The organism is Kitasatospora sp. NPDC051702 (assembly GCF_040681575.1).
GTDB lineage: Bacteria > Actinomycetota > Actinomycetes > Streptomycetales > Streptomycetaceae > Kitasatospora.
The window spans coordinates 1-23075 of sequence record NZ_JBFAZB010000018.1; the positions used below are offsets into that span (position 1 = coordinate 1).

Annotated in this window: 22 protein-coding genes; 12 read left to right on the top strand and 10 right to left on the bottom strand. The window is 76.0% G+C overall.

What is annotated here, in order from left to right:
- Window positions 1-179 precede the first annotated feature (179 nt).
- The 3 genes from AB0N04_RS17240 to AB0N04_RS17250 all read right to left on the bottom strand — a co-directional run bounded on the left by AB0N04_RS17240 (window position 180) and on the right by AB0N04_RS17250 (window position 3704).
- Window positions 180-1424: an aminoglycoside phosphotransferase family protein gene (locus AB0N04_RS17240; protein ID WP_360209772.1), complete on the bottom strand. Its 1245-nt coding sequence runs from the start codon at window positions 1422-1424 to the stop codon at window positions 180-182.
- Between the two features lie 142 nt (window positions 1425-1566).
- Window positions 1567-2424 carry a PhzF family phenazine biosynthesis isomerase gene (locus tag AB0N04_RS17245; protein ID WP_360209770.1) on the bottom strand — a complete coding sequence of 286 codons (858 nt, stop codon included), beginning with the start codon at window positions 2422-2424 and terminating at the stop codon, window positions 1567-1569.
- 182 nt (window positions 2425-2606) lie between these two features.
- Window positions 2607-3704: a DUF5937 family protein gene (locus AB0N04_RS17250; RefSeq protein WP_360209768.1), complete on the bottom strand. Its 1098-nt coding sequence runs from the start codon at window positions 3702-3704 to the stop codon at window positions 2607-2609.
- Window positions 3705-3948: 244 nt separating this feature from the next.
- Between AB0N04_RS17250 and AB0N04_RS17255 the strand changes: the two genes are divergently transcribed.
- The 4 genes from AB0N04_RS17255 to AB0N04_RS17270 all read left to right on the top strand — a co-directional run bounded on the left by AB0N04_RS17255 (window position 3949) and on the right by AB0N04_RS17270 (window position 8027).
- Window positions 3949-5229 carry an MFS transporter gene (locus AB0N04_RS17255; RefSeq protein WP_360209766.1) on the top strand — a complete coding sequence of 427 codons (1281 nt, stop codon included), beginning with the start codon at window positions 3949-3951 and terminating at the stop codon, window positions 5227-5229.
- A gap of 146 nt (window positions 5230-5375) precedes the next feature.
- A complete protein-coding gene (locus AB0N04_RS17260) occupies window positions 5376-6179 on the top strand; it encodes an MBL fold metallo-hydrolase (RefSeq protein WP_360209764.1) in 804 nt (267 codons plus the stop codon).
- A 6-nt stretch (window positions 6180-6185) separates the two neighbouring features.
- Entirely contained in the window at window positions 6186-6617 is a 432-nt protein-coding gene (locus AB0N04_RS17265; protein WP_360209762.1) for a nuclear transport factor 2 family protein, read from the top strand.
- A gap of 147 nt (window positions 6618-6764) precedes the next feature.
- Entirely contained in the window at window positions 6765-8027 is a 1263-nt protein-coding gene (locus AB0N04_RS17270; RefSeq protein ID WP_360209760.1) for an FAD-dependent oxidoreductase, read from the top strand.
- A gap of 21 nt (window positions 8028-8048) precedes the next feature.
- Here AB0N04_RS17270 and AB0N04_RS17275 read toward each other — a convergent pair whose 3' ends face one another.
- The 5 genes from AB0N04_RS17275 to AB0N04_RS17295 all read right to left on the bottom strand — a co-directional run bounded on the left by AB0N04_RS17275 (window position 8049) and on the right by AB0N04_RS17295 (window position 13348).
- Window positions 8049-8987 (bottom strand): right-handed parallel beta-helix repeat-containing protein, encoded by a 939-nt coding sequence (locus AB0N04_RS17275; RefSeq protein WP_360209786.1) that lies wholly within the window; start codon window positions 8985-8987, stop codon window positions 8049-8051.
- Window positions 8988-9191: 204 nt separating this feature from the next.
- Complete coding sequence (locus AB0N04_RS17280; protein ID WP_360209758.1) at window positions 9192-9872, bottom strand: GPP34 family phosphoprotein; 681 nt, start codon at window positions 9870-9872, stop codon at window positions 9192-9194.
- A gap of 3 nt (window positions 9873-9875) precedes the next feature.
- A complete protein-coding gene (locus AB0N04_RS17285) occupies window positions 9876-10901 on the bottom strand; it encodes a Clp protease N-terminal domain-containing protein (RefSeq protein WP_360209756.1) in 1026 nt (341 codons plus the stop codon).
- A gap of 147 nt (window positions 10902-11048) precedes the next feature.
- Window positions 11049-12614, bottom strand: coding sequence for an APC family permease (locus tag AB0N04_RS17290; RefSeq protein ID WP_360209754.1), 1566 nt, complete (start codon window positions 12612-12614; stop codon window positions 11049-11051).
- A 179-nt stretch (window positions 12615-12793) separates the two neighbouring features.
- Window positions 12794-13348 carry a universal stress protein gene (locus AB0N04_RS17295; RefSeq protein ID WP_360209752.1) on the bottom strand — a complete coding sequence of 185 codons (555 nt, stop codon included), beginning with the start codon at window positions 13346-13348 and terminating at the stop codon, window positions 12794-12796.
- A gap of 358 nt (window positions 13349-13706) precedes the next feature.
- Between AB0N04_RS17295 and AB0N04_RS17300 the strand changes: the two genes are divergently transcribed.
- The 6 genes from AB0N04_RS17300 (at window position 13707) to AB0N04_RS17325 (ending at window position 19262) form a co-directional block, all read left to right on the top strand.
- Window positions 13707-15221, top strand: a complete 1515-nt coding sequence (locus AB0N04_RS17300) for a cytosine permease (protein ID WP_360209750.1) — start codon at window positions 13707-13709, stop codon at window positions 15219-15221.
- Between the two features lie 124 nt (window positions 15222-15345).
- Window positions 15346-15693 (top strand): GntR family transcriptional regulator, encoded by a 348-nt coding sequence (locus AB0N04_RS17305; protein WP_360209748.1) that lies wholly within the window; start codon window positions 15346-15348, stop codon window positions 15691-15693.
- Window positions 15690-16730: a DUF1648 domain-containing protein gene (locus AB0N04_RS17310; RefSeq protein WP_360209746.1), complete on the top strand. Its 1041-nt coding sequence runs from the start codon at window positions 15690-15692 to the stop codon at window positions 16728-16730. The genes AB0N04_RS17305 and AB0N04_RS17310 overlap by 4 nt, the downstream gene beginning before the upstream one ends.
- On the top strand, window positions 16727-17344 hold the full coding sequence (locus tag AB0N04_RS17315) for a hypothetical protein (RefSeq protein WP_360209744.1): 618 nt from the start codon (window positions 16727-16729) through the stop codon (window positions 17342-17344). The genes AB0N04_RS17310 and AB0N04_RS17315 overlap by 4 nt, the downstream gene beginning before the upstream one ends.
- Before the next feature lie 116 nt (window positions 17345-17460).
- The gene (locus tag AB0N04_RS17320; RefSeq protein WP_360209742.1) at window positions 17461-18225 is read left to right on the top strand and encodes a hypothetical protein; all 765 of its coding nucleotides are present in this window, start codon (window positions 17461-17463) and stop codon (window positions 18223-18225) included.
- Between the two features lie 197 nt (window positions 18226-18422).
- Window positions 18423-19262 (top strand): SAM-dependent methyltransferase, encoded by an 840-nt coding sequence (locus AB0N04_RS17325; protein WP_360209740.1) that lies wholly within the window; start codon window positions 18423-18425, stop codon window positions 19260-19262.
- A gap of 15 nt (window positions 19263-19277) precedes the next feature.
- Here the strand turns inward: AB0N04_RS17325 and AB0N04_RS17330 are convergent, their stop codons facing one another.
- Window positions 19278-19988, bottom strand: coding sequence for a response regulator transcription factor (locus AB0N04_RS17330; protein ID WP_360209738.1), 711 nt, complete (start codon window positions 19986-19988; stop codon window positions 19278-19280).
- Complete coding sequence (locus AB0N04_RS17335; protein ID WP_360209736.1) at window positions 19985-21181, bottom strand: histidine kinase; 1197 nt, start codon at window positions 21179-21181, stop codon at window positions 19985-19987. Before AB0N04_RS17335 ends, AB0N04_RS17330 begins: the two co-directional genes overlap by 4 nt.
- 133 nt (window positions 21182-21314) lie before the next feature.
- Here AB0N04_RS17335 and AB0N04_RS17340 point away from each other — a divergent pair, with 133 nt between their 5' ends.
- Together AB0N04_RS17340 and AB0N04_RS17345 are read left to right on the top strand one after the other, a co-directional pair.
- Window positions 21315-22226, top strand: a complete 912-nt coding sequence (locus AB0N04_RS17340; RefSeq protein ID WP_360209734.1) for an ATP-binding cassette domain-containing protein — start codon at window positions 21315-21317, stop codon at window positions 22224-22226.
- A complete protein-coding gene (locus AB0N04_RS17345; protein ID WP_360209732.1) occupies window positions 22223-23071 on the top strand; it encodes an ABC transporter permease in 849 nt (282 codons plus the stop codon). Before AB0N04_RS17340 ends, AB0N04_RS17345 begins: the two co-directional genes overlap by 4 nt.
- Window positions 23072-23075 lie beyond the last annotated feature (4 nt).

Here is a 23075-nt window from a genome sequence, read left to right on the forward strand (position 1 = left end):
ACGCCCTGGACGCCTACACCCAGACCAAGAACGTCTTCATCTCCACGGAGGAGTGAGCAGCATGACCAAGCGACTCGACGGCCGGGTGGCCGGGCCCTCCCCGCGGGGAGGGCGACACCGCCGGCACGTCCGGAGCGCCCGGGCGCCTTCACACCGGCCCCCGTCACCCCCGACCGCCGTCACCCCCGGCTCGGGGCGGCGCAGGCCAGCGCGGCGCGCAGCTCGGCGGCCGGATCCCCCCCGTGGTACGGGCGTTCGCTCGCCTCGATGTGGTCCAGGAACTCCTGGTACCGCACCGCGTAGGACAGGTGGTAGAGCGGCTCGACCAGCTCCAGCGCCCGCTCCGGCCGCACCCCCGGGACGTGCTCCCGCCAGGCCCGCCCCCACACCCCGGCGAACTGCTCCCAACGCTCCGGCACCAGGTAGGCGCGCGGGCGCAGGCCGTCCAGGGCGGGGTGGCCGAGGCAGGAGTCGGCGAAGTCGACCACGACCGCGTGCTCGCCGTCCGAGCGCCAGTTGCCGGGGTGGAAGTCCCCGTGCACCAAGGTCTCGGGGAATCCGCAGTGCGCCAACTCGTCCAGCCGTCCGGGCAGTTCCTCGACGAGCCGGCGCACGGCGGCCAGCTCCCCGGGCGTCAGGTCGGTGACGCCGGGGAGGCGTTCCAGCAGCGCCCCGGCCTGGTCGAGGAGGGTGTGCGGGGTTCGGTCGCGCAGCCCGGCCGAGGCGACCCGGCCGTCGGCGGCCAGCGCCGCCTGGGCGGCGACCAGCCGGGGCACCACGTCGGCGACGGTGTCGGCGGACGGGCCCCAGCAGTCCTCGCCCGGCACGTGGTCCAGCAGCAGCCGGCCCGCCGCCGCGTCGGCGGCCAGCACCGGCGGGACGAGCGACGGGTCGACGCCGCCGAGCAGCGCGATCACCTCGCCCTCGTGGGCGTTGAAGGCGGGCGTCGTGGTCTTCAGCCAGGCGTCGCCGCGGGTGGTCGGGATCCGGAACAGGGCTGACAGGTTCCAGGTGCGGATCTGCCGGGCGGGCCCGGTCGCCGGGCGCCCTGCCAGGGCGAGCCGGTCCCGCGCCCAGTCCAGGGCGTCCCGCAGCCCGGCCGGGGTCGCCCAGGCCGCCCGCCGCTCGGCGGGGCCCAGCAGGGCGGCGGTGCGCTCCTCCGGGGGCCGGGCGGCGAGCCCGGCCGGCCGTGCCAGCGCCTCGGCGTGGTAGTCCACCCGGCCGCCGTGCCCGCCGTTCGCGCTCCGCCCCTCGACCAGCCGGGTCACCAGCACCGGCACCCCCGCCAGTTCCGACGCCCGCTCCACCACCGGGGCCACGGACGACCACCACCCGCCCTCGGCCTCGAACGGGCCGAGCGGCCCGAAGTACTCGCCCTCGTGGGTGAGGTGGACGGTGACGGTGCGTTCGGCGGCTCGCTGCATCCGGGCAGCCTCGCCCACCTGACGTGCCCTTCGCGAGCGAATTTCCCGCCGGAGCGTCAGTGCCCGCCGGGTACGGAGTAGCGCAGCCGGGCCGCGTCCCCGTCGATGAGCAGGCAGGTGCCGCCGCGCCCCGTCCCGGGCCCTACGGGATGGGCACCGCCGCGCCGGACACCCGGATCCGCCGGTCCTCCGCCCGCAGTTCGACCCGCAGCACGCCCGGGCGGCCCAGGTCCTCGCCCTGGTGGAGGGTGAGCACCGCCGGGGCCGTCACCGCACCCTGCTCGCGCAGGTAGGCACCGAAGGCGGCCGCGGCGGCGCCGGTCGCCGGGTCCTCGACGACACCGCCGACCGGGAAGGGGTCGCGGACGTGGAACACCTCGGCGGCCTCCCGCCAGACGAGCTGGAGGGTGGTCAGGTCGCGGGCGCGCATGTGGTCGGCGAGCCCGTCGAAGTCGTAGTCGAGGCGGGCCAGCCGGTCCCGGCTGGCCGCGGCCAGGACGAGGTGGCGGGCGCCGGCGTAGGCGACGCGGGGCGGCAGCTGCGGGTCGAGGTCGGTACGGGCCCAGCCGAGCAGCGCGAGCGCCTCGTCGACGTCGGCCTCGGACACCTCCTCCACCCGGGGCTCGACGCTGGTCAGGGTCGCGCGCAGCACGCCGTCCGCGCCCCGGTCGACCTCGACGGGCACCTCGCCCGCCGCCGTGCCGAACACGAACCGCCCGGGGCCGGTGCGCTCGGCGAGGGCGACGGCCGCGGCGACCGTGGCGTGGCCGCAGAACGGCACCTCGGCGAGCGGGCTGAAGTACCGGACGCGGTAGGCGCCCCCGGCCGCGCCGGCGGTCAGGAAGGCCGTCTCGGAGTAGCCGAGCCCGGCGGCGACGGCGAGCATCCGGTGGTCGGTCAGCCCCTCGGCGTCGAGGACCACCCCCGCCGGGTTGCCGCCCTCGGGGCGGGTGGTGAAGGCGGCGTAGCGCAGGATGGCGGGCGTGGCGTCGTCGGTCATGCCCGGACGAACGTGTTGCGCCGCGCCGCTGTTCCCGCCGCCCCCACGGCGGCCCACCCCCGGCGGGCCGAGTGCCGCCGCCTGCACCACCCGCCCCCGGCGGGCCCGGTGCCATCGCCCGCACCACCCGCCCCCGGCGGGCCGGGTGCCACCGCCCGCACCGCTCGCCGCCGCGGGCCCGGTCACCGCAGCACCGCCTCCAGGAAGTCGGAGCCGAGCCGGGCGCTGCCGGAGAGGTCGAGCTGGTAGAGCATGTACCGCCCGCGCCGCTGGGTGGTGAGCAGGCCGGCCTTGCGCAGCACGGCCAGGTGGCGGGAGACCTCGGGGGCGCTGAGCTGCCAGGCCGCGGCGAGTTCGCCGGTGGTGTGCGGGCCGCGGGCCATGGTGCGGGCGAGGCGCAGCCGGACGGGGTGGGCGAGGGCCTCCAGCCGCTGCTGGACGAGGGCGAGCGAGACGGGCTCGGGGACGCCGGCCTCGGCGACGGGGTACTGCAGGACGGGCCGCCAGCCGGGGGCGTGCACGACGAGCAGGTGGGGGCGCCCGAAGGCGGTGGGGATGAAGGTGACCCCGCTGCTGTCGGTGCCGCTGGTGGCGTTGTCCTGGAGCTTGTCGATGACGATCCGCCGCCGCCCGTCCCCGCCCTGTTCGAGGGTGACGGAGGGTGAGACGTCGGCCAGGGCCTCGGCGGCGCCGCGGCGGGCGAGCAGGTCGATCTTGCGGCGGGCGTCGGCGGCGAGGTCGGGCAGGACGCGCCGCCAGGCGTCGGCGAAGAAGGCGGCCTCGCAGTCCTCCAGCATCCGCCGGACGAGCGCCCGCACGGCGGGCGGGTCGGCGAGCAGCCGGTCGGCGAAGGCGGCCTGCCGGGGGCCGCGGGCGAGGGCGAGCTCGCGGGCGCGCTCGTTGGCGGCCGGGTCGGTGAGCGGGGAGGCCATCCGGTGGGTGAGCCGGGAGGAGCCGCAGGTGGTGATCAGCGCCGCGGCGACGTACTGCTCGTCCTCGATCCGGTCGACGGCGTCGAGTTCGGCGGCGAGGGTGGCGCCGGGCAGGCCGGGGACGAGGAAGTCGGCGCGGGAGGAGCGCCAGAGGAAGTCGGCCTCCAGCAGCCGTTCGGACAGCTCGGGCGGGACGGTCGCGGCGGTGGAGGCGGCCCAGCCGTGCAGTTCGGGGTGGTGCGCGGGCTCGGCGAGGACGTGCAGCATGGCGTTCAGCTCGCCCAGCGGCGACGGGGTGAAGAGCAGCCGCTCCTCGGGCAGGCCGGTGATGTCGATGGTCACGCTCATGCGCCGGCCCCGCCCCGCCCGACCCGGCCACCGACCCTGGCATCGACCCGGCCACCGGCCCGCGCCGGCCCTCCGCCGTTCCGTCCGGTGCGGTCGGCCTCCGGTGTGCGCGTTCCGCCGGTCCGTTCGCTTCGCTCTGTCACGGTCGAGATCCTGCCACCCGCCGGGACCGGCCTCCGCGTCGATTGACGGGAACCGTCAATCCGCGTGCCCGCACGGCCCGGCGGGGCGGACGGTACCGGTCATGAGCCTGATCCAGGAGAAGTCCGTCCATGACCACGCCGCCGTCCGCACCGCGGAGCCGCCCGCCCCGCCGGTGGGTGCCGGCCGCCGGGGCCCGTCCGCGCTGCTGGGCCTGCTGACCGCCGCGGGCGGCCCCCGGTACGCGGCCGCCCTGCTGGTGGACGCGGTGGGCACCGGCCTGCTGCGCCCGTTCCTGCTGCTGTACGGGATCGGGGTGCTGCGGCTGGGCGCGGGCGCGGCGGGGCTGGCGATGTCGGCCGGGATGGTCGCGGGCCTGCTGGTGGTGCCGCTGACCGGCCGGTGGATCGACCGCGGCGCCCGCACCCTGCCGGCCGCGGCGACGCTCGCGGTGCGGGCGGTCGGTGCGCTGACCCTGCTGGTCGCGGACGGCCTGCCGGGGTTCACGGCGGCGGCGGTGCTGATCGGGGTGGGCAGCCAGTCCTGGCCGACCACGCACGCGGCGGTGGTGAGCACGCTGACCGCGGGGCGGCTGCGGGACGCCGCGCTGGCCGCGGGGCGGTCGCTGCGCAACGCGGGCCTGGGCACGGGGGCGCTGCTGGCCACGCTGGTGGTGACGGGCGGGGCCGGGGCGATCCGGGCGCTGGCCGGGGTGACGGGCGCGGCCTGCCTGGGTGCGGCCGTCCTGGTGCTGTCGCTGCGGGTGCGGGCGCCGCAGGCGGTGGCGGCCGGTGCGGCGGAGCCGCGGGCGGACGCCGGGTCGCTGCGGCGGATCACCGTGCTGAGCGTGGCCAACCTGCCGTTCGCGTTCTGCTTCGACGTGCTGGAGGTGGCGCTGCCGGCGCTGCTGGTGCTGCACCTGCAGGCCTCGCCGGCCTGGTCCTCGGGGGTGTTCGTGGGCAACACGGTGCTGGTGATCACCCTGCAGCTGGCGCTGGTCCTGCGGCTGGCGGACCGCTCGCGCAGGGCCGTGCTGGCCGCCTCGGGGGTGGCGCTGGCGCTGTCCTACCTGGGCTACTGGGCGGTCGGCTCGCTGGGCGGCACGGCGGGGGCGGCGGGCATCGCGGCGGTCTCGGTGCTGTTCACGCTCGGCGAGATCCTCTACACCGGCTCGGGCACCGCGCTGGTGACGGCGACGGCCCCGCCGCACCTGCTGGGGCGGGCGCTGGCGCGCTGGGAGCTGTCCACGGGGGTGGGCCGGGCGGCGGCGCCGGCGGTGCTGACGGCGCTGCTGGCGGCCGGTCCGGGGGTGCTGTGGCCGGTGCTGGCGGTGGCCACCCTGCTGGGGGTGGCGGGGGTGCTGCGGCTCGCCCCCGCGGAGTGAGCGGGCCGGCCGCCGCCACTCCCGCCCGGCCGGCCGGGGGCGTGCACGGCGAGCAGGTGGGGGCGTCCGACTCCGGATGCGGACGGCGCGCCCAGCACCGATGCTGGCCGCGAGGCGTGCCCGGCCCGAGGAAGGATGCCCCCCGCATGAGCGCACTCGACTTCGAGATCATCGACAGCCCCGACAGCTCGCTCAACAAGACCTCCGTGCTGGTCACCGGGCCGCGGGACGCCCTGCTGGTGGACGCCGGGTTCACGCGCTCCGACGGCCGGCGCCTGGTCGAGCGGATCCGCGCCACCGGCAGGCGGCTGACCACCGTCTTCGTCAGCCACGGCGACCCGGACTTCTACTTCGGCGCCCAGGAGGTCCAGGACGCCTTCCCGCAGGCCGCCTTCCTCGCCACCGCCACGACCGTCGAGCACATCCAGGAGACCTACGAGGACAAGCTGAGGGCCTGGGCCCACCTCGGCCCCGAGCTGGCGACCCGGCTGGTCCGGCCCGAGGTGCTGCACGGGGACGAACTCGTCTTCGAGGGGCACCGGTTCGAACTGCGCGGCGCCGACTTCCACCTGCCCGACCGGCACTACCTCTGGCAGCACCACCACCAGGCGGTGCTCGGCGGCGTGCTGCTCTTCGAGGGCCTGCACGTGTGGACCGCCGACACCCCGACGTCCTCCCAACGGGCCGCCTGGATCGACCTGTTGGACGGCATGGAGGCGCTGCAGCCGCAGTTCGTGGCGGCCGGCCACCGGACCGCGGGCGCGCCCGCCGACCAGAGCGCGATCCGGCACACCCGGGACTACCTGCGGGCCTTCGAGACCGAGATCGGCCGCTCCCCCGACGCGGCCGCCGCGCGGAGCGCGCTGGAGGGCCGCTTCCCCGGGCTGGGGCTGCGGATCGCGGTCGACCTCGGGACGAAGGTCGCCAAGGGCGAGCTGGCCTGGGGCTGATCGACGATGATCGAGATCCCGCGGGACACCGCCTCCTTCGCCGAGTCCGGCGCCCCGGCCGACGTGGTCCGCCGGCAGTACCTGGCCTCGGCCCGCGGCGACCTGGCCGCGCTGCGCGCCACCCTCGCCGACGACGTGGAGTGGACCGAGATGGCCGGCTTCCCGCTGGCCGGCACCTACCGGACGCCGAAGGGCGTCACCGCCAACGTCATGGAGCGCCTGGCCGCCGAGTGGGAGAACTGGACGGCGCACGACGACGCCTACGTGGTCGACGGCGAGGACGTGGTGGTGCTGGGCCGCTACACGGCCGTGCACAGGGCCACCGGAAGGCCGCTCGCGGTGCGGACCGCCCACCGCTTCACCGTCCGCGGCGGCCGGATCGTCCGCTTCGAGCAGTTCACCGACACCGCGCTGGTCAGGGACGCCATGACGCCGTGACCGGGCGCTCCCGCGGCCCGTCCCCCCGCCCGGCCCCGTTCACCCGAACGGGGGAGCACGGCGCGGCGCGCCCGCCGCGCCCTCGACAGGCCACCCGGACGGCGGCAGGCTGGCGGCTGATTTCCGGCGGAGAGCGAGGAGTTCAGCATGGGCACGGGAACCGCGGGGACGGCCGGGGGCGGCGGGCGCGAGCTGCCGATCGTGATCGTCGGGGCGTCCCTCGGCGGCGCGAAGGCCGCCGAGGCGCTGCGCGAGGCCGGCTACGACGGCGGCATCGTCCTGATCGGCGAGGAGCACGAGCGCCCGTACGAGCGGCCGCCGCTGTCGAAGGGCTACCTGCTCGGCAAGACGCCCCGGGAGAAGATCCACGTCCACCCGCCGCAGTGGTACGCCGAGCACGACGTCACGCTGCGGCTGGGCACGGCCGTCGCGGCGATCGACCCGGCCGCGCACACCGTGACGCTCGCCGACGACGGCCGGATCGGCTACCACAAGCTGCTGCTCACCACCGGCTCGGTGCCGCGCCGGCTGCCGGTCCCGGGCGCGGACCAGGACGGCGTGCTCTACCTGCGCCGGGTCGAGGACAGCGACCGGATCAGGGCGGCGCTGCGGCCGGGCGCCCGGCTGGTGGTGATCGGCGCGGGCTGGATCGGTCTGGAGGTGGCGGCCGCGGGCCGGGCGGCGGGCGCCGAGGTGACGGTGCTGGAGGCGGCCGAACTGCCGCTGCTGCGGGTGCTCGGCCGGGAGGTCGCCCAGGTCTTCGCCGACCTGCACCGCGACCACGGCGTGGACCTGCGGTTCGGCGCGCAGGTCACCGAACTGACCGGCAGCGGCGGCACGGTGGACGGCGTCCGGCTCGGCGACGGCAGTACGGTGGCGGCCGACGCGGTGGTCGTCGGCATCGGCATCAGCCCGGCGACCGGCCTGGCCGAGGCGGCCGGCCTGGAGGTCGACAACGGCGTCAAGACCGACCAGCACCTGCGCACCTCGGCTCCGGACGTCCACGCGGCCGGCGACGTCGCCAACGCCTTCCACCCCCTGTTCAACCGGCACATCCGCGTCGAGCACTGGGCGAACGCCGTCAACCAGCCGCAGACCGCCGCCCGCGCGATGCTCGGGCAGCCGGACGCGGTGTACGACCGGGTGCCGTACTTCTTCACCGACCAGTACGACCTGGGCATGGAGTACGTCGGCTACGTCGAGCCCGGCGGCTACGACCGGGTGGTCTTCCGCGGCGACCCGGCCACCCGGGAGTTCCTCGCCTTCTGGCTCAAGGACGGCCGCGTCCTCGCCGGCATGAACGTCAACGTCTGGGACGTCACCGACCCGGTCCGCGAACTCGTCCGCTCCGGGCGCACGGTGGACCCGAAGGCCCTGGCCGACCCGGGCGCCCCGCTCGGGGAGCTCTGAGGCGGCGGCCGCCTGCGCGGGTCAGCCGACCGGGACGCCGGGGTTCACCAGGCCCCGGCCCCCGGTGACGGTGTTGCCGGGGCCGATGGTCACCGGGCAGGCGGCGGAGTAGTCGGTGACGTCGATCGCGTAGCGGTCCGGGCCGGTGGCGCCCGTGAGGTCGGAGCGGTTCCCCCGGAACACCGTGCCGCAGCCCCAGCCGGGCTGGACGCTGTGGGTCTGGTAGCCGTCGTCGGTGGTGCGCACGCCGGTGTTGTTCTCGACGACGTAGCCGTTGCCCTTCACGTCGACCCAGGAGTCGTCGTAGTTGCGCCCGGTGAGGCCGTCGCCGTCGAAGGTGTTGCCGGAGACCAGGCCTCCGGTGGTGCCCTCCTTGAGGTCGACGTTCTCGGCGCCGATGTTCGGGCCGAAGGTGTTGCCGGTGATCCGCACCCGGTCGCTGTGGTCGGAGAGCGTGTTGGCGGTGCCGACGTAGACGCCCTCGCCCAGGCCGTCCCGGTCGAGGCCGGTGTCGTGGATCCGCGAGTCGCGCAGCGTGCCGTCGCTGCTGGAGTTGCGGAAGTGCACGCCCTCCATCGTGGTGTGGTGCACCGTCACGCCGTCGAGGACGACGTGGGTCGCGGCGTCGACCATGATGCCCTTCTGGGCGCCGGTGACGGTCAGGCCCTGGACGGTCCAGTAGCTCGCGCCGTCCAGGTGGAGGCCGTAGCCGCCGCCGGTCGGGGTGGTGAGGACGGCCGCGGCCGAGCCGGTGAGGGTGATCCGGGCCGCCGCGGTGCCCGGGGCGGCGGCCCGGAAGGTGCCGCGGTAGGTGCCGTCGGCGAGCCGGATGGTCCGGCCCGGCACCGCGGCCGCGAGCGCGGCCTGGAGTTGCTTGGCGGTGCTCACCGTGACGACGGTGCCGCCCGGCGCGGCGGTGTCCACGGCCCACCCGGGCCCCGCGGCGGTGGCCGGGGGCACGCAGGCCAGGGTGAGGGCGGTCAGCACGGCGAGGGCGGGGAGGCGGGAGGTCACGGGCGGCGCTCCTTGCGGTGGGGGCGAACTGGCCGCCGCTCACCATGGACTGGACCAATCCGGAGCGTCAAGAGGGCCCTGCGCCCGTCCGCCGAGCCGAGCCGCCCGCCGGGCCCGCCGTGCGGAGGGCGGGCCCGGCGGCACCGCCCGTCAGGTGACGACGGTGGTGGCGGCCGTGGCCGCGGTCACCACGGCGATGGCCGCGACGGCCGCCTGCATGTTGCGGATCGCCTGGCCGACGGAGTCCCCCGCCCAGTCGCCCGCGGCGATCTCCGCGAAGCGCGGCTCGACCCGCTTGCGGGGCAGGTCCGGGAAGGCCAGGCCGTGCAGCCGGGCCGAGTGCAGCAGGGCTATCAGGGTCGCGGTGCGCACGTCCGGCGTCACGTGGTGGCGGATCACGTCGGCCAGTCGCGCCCGCAGTTCGCGCTCGACGGAGCCGTCCGCCTCCGGGTAGCGGCGGACCGGGAAGAGGCCGAGGACGCGGTGGCGCTCCTCGACGACCAGGCCGCGCTCGCACAGCCGCTGCACGGTGGCCCGGACCGCCGTCAGGTGGTCCTTGGTCAGCCAGTCCGTCGCCTTCGCCTTGCCGGGGGCCTTGCGCCCGACCCATTCGGCGAGCCGCTCCAGGCGCTCGTCGAGCAGCGGTTCGCCGGTCGGGGTGGGGTCGGTGACGGTGATCCGGCCCTCCTCCACGGCGATCCTCCCGGCCAGTGCGAGATCGGCCAGGAGGCCGCCCGCCACCGCCCATCCGGCGCTCGAACCGTCCTTCGCCACACCGGACTCGTCGTCCAGCGAGAGCAGCATCAGCTCCTCGGCGAGGGTGACGTGCATGTGCTATTCCTTTCCCTGTACGGACCGGCCACCCCCCAGCGCCTCGACCAGTCGCCGCGCCCGGGTGTCCTCGGCCAGCAACGCCCGTACCAGCGCATTCGTTCCCCGGCCGCGCCCGGCCTCGGAGAGGTACGCCTCGACGGACCTCGGGTCGGCCGCGAGCGGCACCTGTCCGGCCGTCAGGGCGGCGTGCACCCGGGCGTAGTCGACGCCGAGCCCGGCCACCGCCGCGCCGTCGTCGGCGGGCTGCGGGGCCGCCAGTTCCGGTTGCCGGCGGGTGACCTCATGGACCGCCAGGAGCGCGAGCAGGACGTGCTCGGTGCCCGGTGCGCGGCGCCCGAGGCGCTCGGCCTGTGCGTCGGCCTCCGCCCGGAGGAGCCCGGCCGGAGCCGCCGCGCCCGGCGCACCGGGCGTCAGCAGCCGCCGCCAGCGCGGGACGGGGTGCGCCGCGCGGGCGAGGAGGGCGTCCCGGGTCGGGCGCAGCAGGGGGTCGAGGCCGGTGGCGGGGCCGGGCGCGGCGCCCGGGCCCGGCGGCACGGCGCGCGGCTCGGCGGCGTCCAGGCGTTCCAGCACCGCCCGCGGCGCGGCGCCGACCGCGTGCAGCAGTTCGGTGGCGCGGGTGGCCCGGCCGTCGGCGAGCAGGGCGCGCAGCAAGTGTTCCGCGGTGAACTTGCGGGCACCGTCCAGTCTGGCCCGTTCCATGGCGCCGGCCAGGGCGCGGGCGGCGGCGCCGCTGAGCAGGTCCCCGCGTTCGCCGGTGGCGCCGAGGACCTCCCGGGCGGGCACGCTGGCCCCCGCGTCGTCGCCCTCGGCCCAGCCGGCCGCGCCCCGGCGCGCGCGCAGGGCCGCGAGCAGCACCGGGGTGTCCGCTCCGGCGGCGGCCAGGGCCTCGCCGGCCGGGCCCTTCGCCGCGGCGACGGCGGCCAGCAGGTGTTCCGTCCCCAGCCGCGTCCCCTGCGCGCCGCGCGCGTCCCGGGCCGCGCCCAGGACGCCGAGCGTGCGCCAGTCCGGTTCCAGCGTCGTCTCCATCGCCCCTCCCACCACAATCCTTTGCCGGAACCATACTTCCACTTTGCGATGGCTTTACACGTGGTTCCCGGATCCGGGCTGCGGTGGTACGGCGGCACCATGGTGGGACGGTCGGCAGAACGGCCGGCGGTACCGGCGGACGCGCCGTCAGGACGGCGGCGCGGTCTCCCGGTCCGCGACGCCGACCGGGACGTCCGGGCGGCGGAACCAGGACCCCTGGACGGCCCACTGCACCAGCATCAGCACCGCGCCCAGCAGCAGCGCGCCCAGCCCGATCACGGTGACCCCGCCGACCCTCCCGATGACCGGCAGGTCGATCGAGGTCGCGCCGTAGTCCGGGTCGGCGTACACGTCGAAGGCGCCGTAGGCGAAGAAGTACAGCAGCATCAGGCCGCCCGCGAACGGCAGGACGCCCTTGAACACGAAGTCCCGGACGCTGCGGGTGAGCACCCGGCGGTAGTACCAGACGCAGGCGAAGCCGGTCAGCCCGTAGTAGAAGGCGATGCCGAGGCCGACCGAGGCGATCGAGTCGGCCAGCACGTTGTCGCTGATCACGGTGAGCAGCACGTAGAAGGCGATCGAGACCAGGCCCATCGCGACCGTCGACCAGGTCGGGGTCAGGTGCCGCGGGTGCACCTTGGCGAAGCCGGTCGGGATGGCCTTGTGACTGGCCATCGAGAAGGTGGTGCGGGCGGTGGGCAGGATCGTGGTCTGGGTGGAGGCGGCGGCCGAGGTCAGCACCATCAGGATGAGCAGCCGGCTGAGCACCGCTCCGAAGCCGGTGGTGCCGAACACGGCGTCGCCCAGGCCGGAGAGCACGTCCCCCGAGTGGTCCGGGTTGCCGAGCCCGATGCCGTCCGTCCCGACCCCGGCGAAGGACTGCGCGGCCGTGGACACCAGGGCGTAGATGAGCAGCAGCAGCACGGTGGAGATGACCGCCGCCCGGCCCGGCGTCCGCTTCGAGTCCGCGGTCTCCTCGTTGACGGAGACGGCGGTGTCCCAGCCCCAGTAGATGAAGACCGCGGCCAGCATGCCCGCGGTGAACGCCGAGGTCGACGGGATGTTGAACGGGTTGAACCAGGAGGCGGCCACCGGGATGGCCGTCGCGGGCGCGCCCGAGCCGTACGACTTGACGAGCGCCGTCACCGAGAAGACCACCAGCATGACCACCTCGACGGCCAGCAGCCAGCGCTGCAGGGCGGCCGACAGTTCGATGCCGATGTAGCAGATCGCCGTCATCACCACGATCCACAGCACCCCGGCCGCGGTCGTCCACACCTTGCTGTCCGCGAACGAGTCGAGGCCGATCAGCCGGAAGCCGTACACCCCGGCGATCTGGGCCAGGTTGGCCATCACGATGATGTCGGCGACGACGATCCCCCAGCCGCCCATCCACCCGGTGCGCGGGCCGAAGGCGCGGGCGGCCCAGGTGAAGGTGGTGCCGCAGTCCGGGTCGGTCGCGTTGAGTTCCTTGTAGGCGTACGCGATCAGCAGCATCGGGACGAACGCCAGGATGGTGATGATCGGCGCCTGGAGCCCCACACCGACCACGATGATGCCCAGCGTGGCGGCCAGGCTGTAGGCGGGAGCGGTCGAGGCGAGACCGATGCACACCGAGGACAACAGGCCCAGGGCGCCGGTCTTCAGCCCCTTCTCGCCCGCACCGGAGCCGGTGGGAACGCCGGTTGGGGGGCTGGTCGGGGAGACCGACACGGATCCCACCCCCTTGTGTACGCAGCGGGGGCCACGAGGGCCGATCTGGCCGTCTCAGCGTAACCCCGGTGCCGCGCGACGGCCGGGCGAGTACGCCGACCGGGCGGGAGCCCCGGCCGGGCGCGGCCGGGCGGGCGCCGTGACCGGCGGCGGACCGCCCGGGCCGGGCGTCGGCGCGCTCAGCCCCTCGGGCCGAGGAGCCCGGGCACCGGGCCGACCGGCAGGTGCCACCGGGTGCGCCGGTGCAGGGCCTCCAGGTCGTGCAGCAGCCCGGGCACCGGGGCGGCCAGCACCGGGCAGCCGGCCCGGCCCGCGCAGTACGCGGCGACCGGACGCCGGAAGCCCCGCCGCAGCAACCCCCCGCTGCGGCCGAGGACCAGCAGGTCGGCCGGCCGGTCGGCAGCCGCGACCAGGGCGGGCCCGGGCTCGCCGCGGAACACCGTCGGGTGCAGCGGCACGCCCGGGTCGGCCCCGCCGAACGCGGCGTCCAGGGCGTCCCGCAGCCGCTGCCCGGCGGCCTCGCGCGCCGCCGAGAGCAGCGGCGGGCACGGCGAGCGCCGGTAGCCGTACTCGCCGCCCGGCGGCTCCCAGGCCAGCACCGGCACCAGCACGGCGCCCCGGCGGCGGGCCTCGGCCACGCCGAGGTGCAGGGCGGCCAGGCTGCCCGGCGAGCCGCTCACCCCGACCACCACCCTGCCCGTGCCGCCGTCCTGGTGCCGCCCGTCGCCGTCCATGGTCCCGTCCTCGCTCGTCGCGTCCCGGTGCCGCCCTGCCGGGCCCGGTGTGCCGGCCTCCAGCCAACCGCGCCCGGGCCCGCCGCCGGCCGGCCCTGACGGACTCCTGACGCCCGGGGGCCCGTTCCGAACGCGTTCCGTACGCCGGCCGTCCACCGGCGGCCGGGCCGCTCCGCGCGCGGCCCGCCCCACACCGTCCGACCTGCGGCCTTGTGGAAAACGACAAGCGGGCTCCGGATTCCGGACGTGACAGTTCGTCCGGATCGCCCTTGTTCCGCCCGGCCCGCGCGGCGAAGGATTGCCAGGCCGTCCGGAGGGACCGACTCCGGGCGGATCCCTGCACCAGAAGGCCTCCCTCATGCCGAACACCGTGCCGCAGACCGCCCACGATCAGGGCGCCCGGGCCGGGCACTCCGGACTCGTCGAGCAGCACGGGGTGGACACCATCCCCCACGCCGAGCGGACCAGCACCCCCCGCGACGTGGCCAGCATCCTCATCGGCTCCAACCTCGCGTTCGGCGTCGTCGTCTTCGGCTGGCTGCCGGTCTCCTTCGGGCTGTCCTTCTGGAGCAGCATCGCCGCCCTGCTGGTCGGCACCGTCGCCGGGATCGCCCTGACCGCACCGCTGGCCCTGGTCTCGCTGCGCACCGCGACCAACCTGTCCACCAGCTCCGGCGCGTTCTTCGGCGTGCGGGGCCGGCTGATCGGCTCGGTGGTCGGGCTGCTGCTGTCCCTCGGCTACACGGCGCTGTCGCTCTGGGTGGGCGGCGACGTGGTGGTGGGCGCGCTCAACCGGATGCTCGGTCTGCCCGCGGACGGCGTGGCGTACGTGGCGACGTACACCGTGCTGGCCGTGCTGAGCGCCACCGCCGCCGTCTTCGGCTACCGGCTGCTGCTGAAGCTGGAGCGGGTGCTGATGTGGGCCATGGGCGCACTGCTGCTGGCCGGGCTGTTCGCCTTCGCCCCGCACTTCGACGGCTCCGCGCACGGCGCCTACCTGCTCGGCGGGTTCTGGCCGACCTGGCTGCTGGCGGTGGTCGCGGCCGGGCTGAGCGGCCCGATCGCCTTCATCACCCTGCTCGGCGACTACACCCGGTACGTCTCCCCCGCCCGGCACTCCGGGCGCAAGGTGCTCCGGTCGACCTGCCTGGGGCTGTTCCTGGGCCTGCTGATCCCCCAGGTGTTCGGCACCTTCACCGCGGTGGCCACCGGCGCCGGCAACGACTACGTGCACGGCCTGATCGCCGGCGCACCGGCCTGGTTCCTGCTGCCGCTGCTGCTCAACGGCCTGCTGGGCAGTGCCGGCAACACCGGCCTGATGCTCTACAGCATGGGCCTGGACCTGGACGCCATCCTGCCGCGCGCCACCCGGCTGCAGGCCACCTACGTGGTGGCGGCCCTGGCGGCGGTGCTGGTCTTCCTCGGCCACTTCGTCTGGAACGCCCAGGACGCCGTCACCTCGTTCGTGCTGGTGCTGACGGCGATCGGCACCCCGTGGGCGGTGATCACCCTGATCGGTCACCGGCGGTTCCGCGGGGACTACGACCGGCACTCGCTGCAGGTGCTCAACCAGCGCACCCGGGGCGGCGTCTACTGGTACCGCGCGGGCTGGAACGTCCCGGCGACGACCGCCTGGGCGGCCGGCAGCGTGCTGGGGCTGGCCGCCGTGGACACCCCGGCCTACCGGGGGCCGCTGCTGTCGCTGACCGGCGGGATCGACCTCAGCTTCCTGTTCTCGGGGGCGCTGGCCGCCGCGCTGTACCTGCTGCTCTCCCGCGGGGCACGCGGCCGGGCGCCGAAGCGCTCCGCCGCGGAGCCGGTGCCGGTGCCGGGCGACCGGCGCGGCGCCGCGGTCCGGGACCCTGCGGTCTGAGGCTCCGCGGCGGGGCCCGCAGGACGGGCCCGGCGGAGGCGCCCGGCGGACGGGCCCGGCGGAGGGGCCCGACCCCGTCCGCGATGATCGACGACAATCGAATGGTGCTATCGTCATTGGCACCATGTTGCTGAAGCTCGACACCGGCGACGCCCGCCCCCTGCACGAGCAGGTGGCGGGCGCCATCCGTCGAGCCGTCGCCGAGGGCGAGTGCGCCCCCGGGGACAGGCTGCCACCCGCCCGGGACCTGTCCCGGGCGCTCGGGGTGAACACCAACACCGTCCTGCGCGGGCTGCGCACGCTGCGGGACGAGGGCGTGCTGGAGTTCCGGCGGGGCCGCGGCATCACCGTCGCGGCGGACGCCGACACCCGCTCCGAACTGGTCGAGCGGGTCCGCCGGCTGGTCGCCGACGCGGCCCGGGCGGGCTACAGCGGCAACGATCTCGTGGACATGATCAGGGGGATGTCGTGACGGACGGGGAACCGATACCCGAGGAGCGCGGGGCACCGCACCGGGGCGCGGTCTGGGGAGCGGCGGCCTGGTCGGCCGGCGTGCTGGTGCTGCTGGTCGCCCTGCCGTGGGCGGCCCGGCACCGGCTGCCCGACCCGCTCGCCACCCACTGGGGCGGCCACGACCCGGACGGCTCGATGACGGCGACCGGGGCCGCACTGTTCCCGGCCGGGACATGGCTGGTGCTGGTGCTGGCCACCGCCGCCCTGCACCGCTTCGGGCGCCGGGCGGCCACCGGCCGGGCGCGCGGCGCCACCGGGGCCGCGCTGGCCGCCGGCGGCGTGCTGCTGACGGGGGCCCAGGCCTCCATCGTGCACGCCAACCTTGACCACGCCCGCTGGCAGGACGCCGATCCGGTCGGCACCGCGGTGGCGGCGGTCGTCGCGGCGAGCGCGCTCGCCGGCCTGCTCACCTGGCTGGCCGCCCGTCCGCGCGGCGCCACCCCGGCCGGGCCGCGCCCGACGCCCGGGGCCCCGGTGATGGCCGTCCCACCGGGCGAGCAGGTGGTCTGGCTCTCCCGGGTCGTCAACCCGTGGCTGCAGCTGACGGCCGCCGTGCTGGGCGTCTGCGCGATGGGCGGGCTGCTCGCGCCGGCCAGCGGGCTGATCGCGCTCAACTGGTCGCTGGTCGTCCCCTTCGCCTCCACCTCGGTGATCGTCCTCGCCTGCTCCTCGGTCCGGGCCCGGGTGACCGCCCGCGGGCTGCACCTCGGCTTCGGCCCGTTCGGCTGGCCCGCCCGGCGCTGGTCCCCCGCCGACCTCGAGTCGGCCCGCGCCGAGCAGCGCGGCCCCGCCCAGGCCGGCGGCTGGGGCTACCGGATCAACGGCCTGGGCACCACCGTGATGCTGCGGCGCGGGACGTGCCTGGTCGTCCGCAACCGGCGCGGCGCCGAGTTCGCGGTCAGCCTCGACGACGCCGAACGCGGCGCGGCCCTGCTCAACTCCCTGATCGCCCGGTCCGACCGGACGGCCGTGACGCACGGAGACGATCACCGATGACCGATTCCCACGCCGACCTCGGCGCCCTCGCCGCCCTCACCGAGCTCACCGTCGCCGTGGACTACGGCCGCGCCCACACCACCTTCCTGGTGCACGCGGACGGCTCCCGCGCGCCGGTGGCCCGGATGCACAAGGACGCGGCCTACGACCACAGCGCCGCCTACCGGGTGTTCGGCGGGCCCCGGCTCGACCAGCTGCTCGGCCACGTCGACAACTTCTCCGCGGCCGCCGCCGACCGTTCCCCGATCGGCCGGGTCGACCACCGCTCCCGGTCCTGGCGGCCCGACCTGTGGACCTTCGAACAGCACGGCCTGGCCGCCCTGGAGGGCGAGCCGGTCGGCCTCGCCAACCGGGCCCGCCGCAGCCTGCCGCTGCTCGACCGCGGCGTGGTCGACACCGCCCTGGCCTTCCGGATGCACTACCGCTCCGCGGAGTCGGCGGGCTTCGAACTCACCCGCCACGCGGGCGTCCGGGCCACCTACGGCGTCCGGATCCACGACCCGCGGATCTCCCGCCTCCTCGTGCTGGCCTGCGTCGCCCACTTCAACACCTACAGCACCGCCGACCCCCGCAAGGCCGTGGTGGACCTCACCGCCAACCCGCTCAAGGCCTGACGGAGCGCCACACCGCGGGGCCGGGCGGCCGGAAACCGCCCGGCCCCGCGGTGTGGCGCGGGGTAGTTGAGCGGGTACACCAGGTGACAGCGGCTCTCGGAAGCAAGGAGGCGGCCGTGACCCATGACTGGCGTGCGGAGAGAACCCTTCGACAGGACTCGCTCGACACCCGGAACGGCAGGGGCACCCAGGACGAACGGACGGTCGGCTCGCTGCGCCTCGGCGTCGGCCTGATCGGCGTGCTGCTGCCACCGGCCCTGCCCGCGGGCAACTGGCTGTTCGCCGAACTGACGGGGCGCAGCACGGCCGGCTTCTGGCCGGTGTCGATGAGCGGCTCGTACTACACCAGCACCCGCAACCTCTTCGTCGGCGGCCTGTGCGCACTCGGAGTGTTCCTGATCTGCTACCGCTTCGACCGGCGGGACGACCGCTGGAGCACCGCGGCCGGCGTGTTCGCCCTCGGGGTCGCGCTGTGCCCCACCACCCCGGACCACCCGACCGCCTTCCAGACCACGGTCGGCGTGCTGCACCTCGTCTTCGCGGGGCTGCTGTTCGCCATGTTGGCGATGTTCTGCCTCTTCTCCTTCCGCAACCCCCGCTCCAGCCAGGCGTCCTGGGTCGGTGCGGGCTACCTGGCGGCCGGGGTGGTGATCCCGGTCGCGCTGCTGTGCTCCGTCGTCGCGGCGGTGACGGGCTTCGGCGACGACTGGTCCGTCCGGCCGGTCTACCTGTGCGAGTGGCTCGCAACCTGGGCCTTCGGTGCCGCCTGGATCGGCGCGGCGCTCGAACTCGCCTCGGCCGGCGGCGCGTTCACCCGCGCGACGGCGCTGCCCCGGCAGTCCTCCGCCGCCGCGGACGGCGCGGAGCCCCAACCCCGGTAGGCCGGTGGGCCGGTGGGCCGGTGGGCCGGCGGCCCGGGGGCGTCACGAGCCGGCCCCGTGCCCCCGGCCGTCGGGCGTCCCCTGAGCCGACGGCCGAGGGATCGTCATCTCGTCGTACCGGAGCACCGTTACCATGCGCACCATGGTCCGCCACCGCGGCGGCCGGTGACGGAGCACCAGTCAACGGGAGGACGAGCATGTCGAACGAGGTCCGGGCGCAGCGCGGCGCGCAGCAGGAATACCCGTCGGTGGACCTGCGGATGGACGTCCCGCACTCGGCCCGGGTCTACGACTACCTCATCGGCGGCAAGACCAACTTCGAGGCGGACCGGGTGGCCGCGCACGCCTCGGTGGAGGCCTGGCCGGCCCTGCCGGTCTCCATGCGCACCACCCGCGACTTCATGCAGCGGGCGGTGCGCCGGCTCGCCGAGGAGCACGGCATCCGCCAGTTCCTCGACATCGGCACCGGCATCCCCACCTCCCCCAACGTGCACGAGATCGCCCAGGCCGTCGCCCCGGACGCGCGGGTCGCGTACGTCGACAACGACCCGATCGTGCTCACCCACGCGAGGGCCCTGATGTCCAGCACCGCGGAGGGCCGCACCTGCTACGTGGACGCCGACTTCCGCGACCCGGCGTCGATCCTCGACGACCCGCGGCTGCGCGAGGTCCTCGACCTGTCCCGGCCGGTGGCGCTCTCGCTGGTCGCCATCGTGCACTTCGTGCTGGACGCCGACGACCCGCAGGGCATCGTGCGCCGCTTCATGGACGCCCTGGCCCCCGGCAGCATGCTGGTGCTGACCGTCTTCACCGGCGACACCGACCCGGTCGGCGTGGGCGGCGTCGGCCGGGAGTACAACGCGCGCGGCATTCCGCTGCAGATCCGCGACAAGGCCGAGACGGAGGCCTTCTTCGACGGCTACGAGCTGCTCGAACCCGGGGTCGCCCTGGTCCACCGCTGGCACCCGGACCCGGACGCCGAGCCCGTCCGCGACCAGGACATCGCGATGTACGCGGGCGTGGCGGTCAAGCGCTGAGCCCCCGGGCCGCCGTCACCCCGGGACGGACACCAGGCCCGCCTCGTAGGCGAGGATGACCAGCTGCACCCGGTCGCGGGCGTCCAGCTTGGCCAGCAGCCGGCTCATGTAGGTCTTCACCGTGGCCGTGCTGAGGACCAGTTCGGCGGCGATCTCCGGGTTGGACAGGCCCCGGCCGACCAGGGTGAGGATCTCCCGCTCCCGGCCGGTGATCGCCTCCAGCCGCCGGGCCGCCACGGCCGACACGCCCGCCACGCCCGCCGCAGCCGGACCGGAGGCGCCGGCTGCCGCGGCGGGATCCGGGGCCCGGCTCGCGAAGGAGGAGATCAGCCGGCGGGTGACGCTCGGCGCGATCAGGGCGTCCCCGGCGGCCACCACCCGGACGGCGGCGAGGATGTCGTCCAGCGCCATGTCCTTCACCAGGAAGCCGGACGCCCCGGCGCGCAGCGCCCCGTACACGTGGTCGTCGTCGTCGAAGGTGGTCAGCACCAGCACCCGGCCGGGCCCGCCGCCGGCCGTCACCCGGCGGGTGGCCTCGATGCCGTCCATGCCGGGCATCCGCAGGTCCATCACCACCACGTCCGGGCGCAGTTCGGCGGCCAGCCGGACGGCCTCCGCGCCGGTGCCGGCCTCGCCGACCACCTCGACGTCGGCGGTCTCCGCGATGACCATCTCCAGCGCGGCCCGCACCAGCGGCTGGTCGTCGACCAGCAGGACCCGGATCATCCGTCCACCCCCACCGGGATCGGCAGCCGCGCGGCGACCCGGAAGCCGCCCCCGGAGAGCGGGCCGGCGGTGAACTCGCCGTGCAGCAGGGCGACCCGCTCACGCAGCCCGGCCAGACCGAAGCCGGCACCCCGGTCGGCGCCGCCGCCCCGGCCCCGGCCCCGGTCGGTGATCTCCACGGACACCTCGCCCGCCGTCCTGCGGTCGACGGAGACCACGCAGTCGCGGACGTCCGCGTGCCGCAGCACGTTGGTCACCGACTCCTGGATGATCCGGTAGGCCGAGAGGTCGATCTCCGGCGGCAGCGGCCCCTGCTCACCCCGGCGCCGGACCTCCACCCGGACACCGGCCGCGGTGGTCGCCCCGGCCAGCCGGTCGAGGTCGGCCAGGCCCTGCGGCAGCACGTCCGGGGCTCCGCCGTCCGCCTGCCGCAGGGCGACGAGCATCCGGCGCAGCCCCGCCAGGGTCTCCCGGCCGGCGGCCTCGATCTCGCCCAGCGCCTGCCGGGCCCGCTCCGGCCGGCTGTCGATGACCCGGCGGGCGGCGCCCGCCTGCAGGGCGACGATGCCGATGGTGTGCGCGACGGTGTCGTGCATCTCGCGGGCGATCCGCAGCCGCTCGGCGGTGACCGCCTCGGCGGCCGCCCGGGCGCTCAACGCCCGGGCGTGTTCCCGGCCCTGCCGCAGCGAGCGGCCGACGAGCCAGGCCAGTAGGGCGAGCAGGGCGGCGCCGTCCGCGGAGCCGAGGTGGGTCCCGGTGAAGATGCCCACGGTGGCGCCGTTCACCAGGCCGATGTGCAGCACCAGGAAGGCCGCCACCAGCGCGAACGCGGCGCGGGAGCTGCGGCGCGGCCGGGTCGCGGTGATCACGCCGAGCGCCGTGTAGACGGCCAGCAGTGCGGCCGGGGGCACCTGGGTGTTCGCGGCCCAGCCGTCGGTCTCGGTGTAGGCGGCGACGAGCAGCAGCGCGACCGAGAGCACCGGCAGCCGGCGCACCAGCGCGGCGCCGGTGAAGGCCACCGCGGTGTCGGCCAGGGTGAAGGCCAGCCCGCCGTGCGCGGCGGCGCCGCCGTGGTAGCGGGCGGAGCCGCCGAGCAGGACGGCCGGGTAGGCCGCGGCCACGCACCAGGCGAGCCCGACCCAGGCCTCGGGCGGGATGCGCCGGAGCAGCGGCGGAGCGGGTGAAGGGAGCATCCGAAGATCGTATCGACGAGCTGAGGAGCCGTCATCGGACCGTGGTCGTAAGGCCTGGGAGGACACCCGCCGCCGCCCGGTGTCCTCCCAGGACGGATGCGGCGGCCCGGCCCGCCCGGGCACCGTGGACCCCATGATCGAAGTCACCGGGTTGACCAAGCGCTACGGCGCCACCACCGCCGTCGACCGCCTCTCCTTCACCGTCCGCCCCGGCCGCGTCACCGGCTTCCTCGGCCCGAACGGAGCCGGCAAGTCCACCACCCTGCGGATGGTGCTCGGCCTCCAGGAACCCACCGGCGGCACCGCCACCGTCGGGGGGCGCCCCTTCCGCTCCCGGCCGCGCGGACTGCGCCACGTAGGCGCGCTGCTCGACGCGGGCGACGTCCACGGCGGGCGCACCGGCCGCTCCCACCTGCGGGCGCTGGCCCGCGGCAACGCCGTCCCGTTCGACCGGGTCGAGCGGGTGCTCGCCGAGGTCGGGCTCGGCACGGCCGCCGGGCGCCGGATCGGCGGGTACTCGCTCGGCATGCGACAACGGCTCGGCATCGCCGCCGCCCTGCTCGGCGACCCGCCGGTGCTGCTCTTCGACGAACCGCTCAACGGCCTGGACCCGGAGGGCGTGCGCTGGGTCCGCGGCCTGTTCCGGCGGCTGGCCGCCGAGGGGCGGACGGTCTTCGTCTCCAGCCACATGATGGCCGAGATGGAGCACACCGCCGACCACCTGGTGGTGATCGGCCGCGGCCGGCTGATCGCCGACGAGGGCCTCGGCGAGTTCGCGGCCCGGGCCGGCCGGGCCGGCGTCACCGTCCGGACGGCCGAACCCGGCCGGCTGGCCGCCGTGTTGCGGGCCGCGGGCGCCACCGCCCTCCCGGGCCAGGGCGGTTCGCTCGCCGTGACCGGCCTGGACGCCGGCCGGATCGGCGAACTCGCGCTGGCCGCGGGCCTCCCGCTGCAGGGCCTGACCGCCCGGACCGCCTCCCTGGAGGAGGCGTTCATGGAACTGACCGCCGACAGCCTCGACCACCCCTCCGGAGGGACCCGATGACCGCCCCCGCCCGCGCCGCGTCCGTCCCGGGTGACGCCGCCGAGCCGCGCGCCCGCTTCCGCGACCTGCTCGCCGCGGAGTGGATCACCTTCTGGTCGCTGCGCTCGACACCGGCGGTGCTGCTCCTCGGCGCCGCGGTGATCGTCGCCACCGCCGTCCGGAACGCCCGCGACACCCTCGACCACTACGTCCCCGGCACCGGCCGGCCGGACACCATGCGACAGGTCGCGCTCGACAGCTCGTTCAGCATGGTCGGCGCCGACGTGGTGCTGCTCGTGGCGGGCGGCCTCGGCGCCCTCGTCCTGGCCGGCGAGTACGCCAGCGGACGGATCCGCACCAGTCTGGCCGCCGTCCCCGACCGGTGCGCCCTGCTGCTCGCCAAGGCCCTGGTGCTCACCGGCGTCCTGTTCGCCTGGGCCGCCGCCGCCGTCGGCACCGCCTTCGGCGTCGACCAGGCGTTGCTGTCCGACCGGGGCATCGGCCTGTCGGTCGCCGACCCGGGCGCCCTGCGCTTCCTCGCCGCGGCGGTGCTGCTCGCAATGGTCTGCGCCCTCGTCGGGCTGGCCGTCGGCGTGCTCGTCCGGCACAGCGCCGCGAGCGTGGTCGGCACGATCCTGGTGCTCTTCTTCCTGCCCTCCCTCTTCACCGACACCTACCGGTGGACGGCCGACGTCTCGCACGCCCTGCCGTTCACCGCCTGGCGCCGGCTGGCCACCCTCAGCCTGGCCCACGCGAGGCCCTCCGACCACCCGGCCACCGTGGCCGGCTCCTGGACCGCCCTCGCGCTCTGGGCGCTCGCCTCGCTGCTGCTCGCCGTCCTCGTCATCCGGCGCCGCGACCACTGAGCGG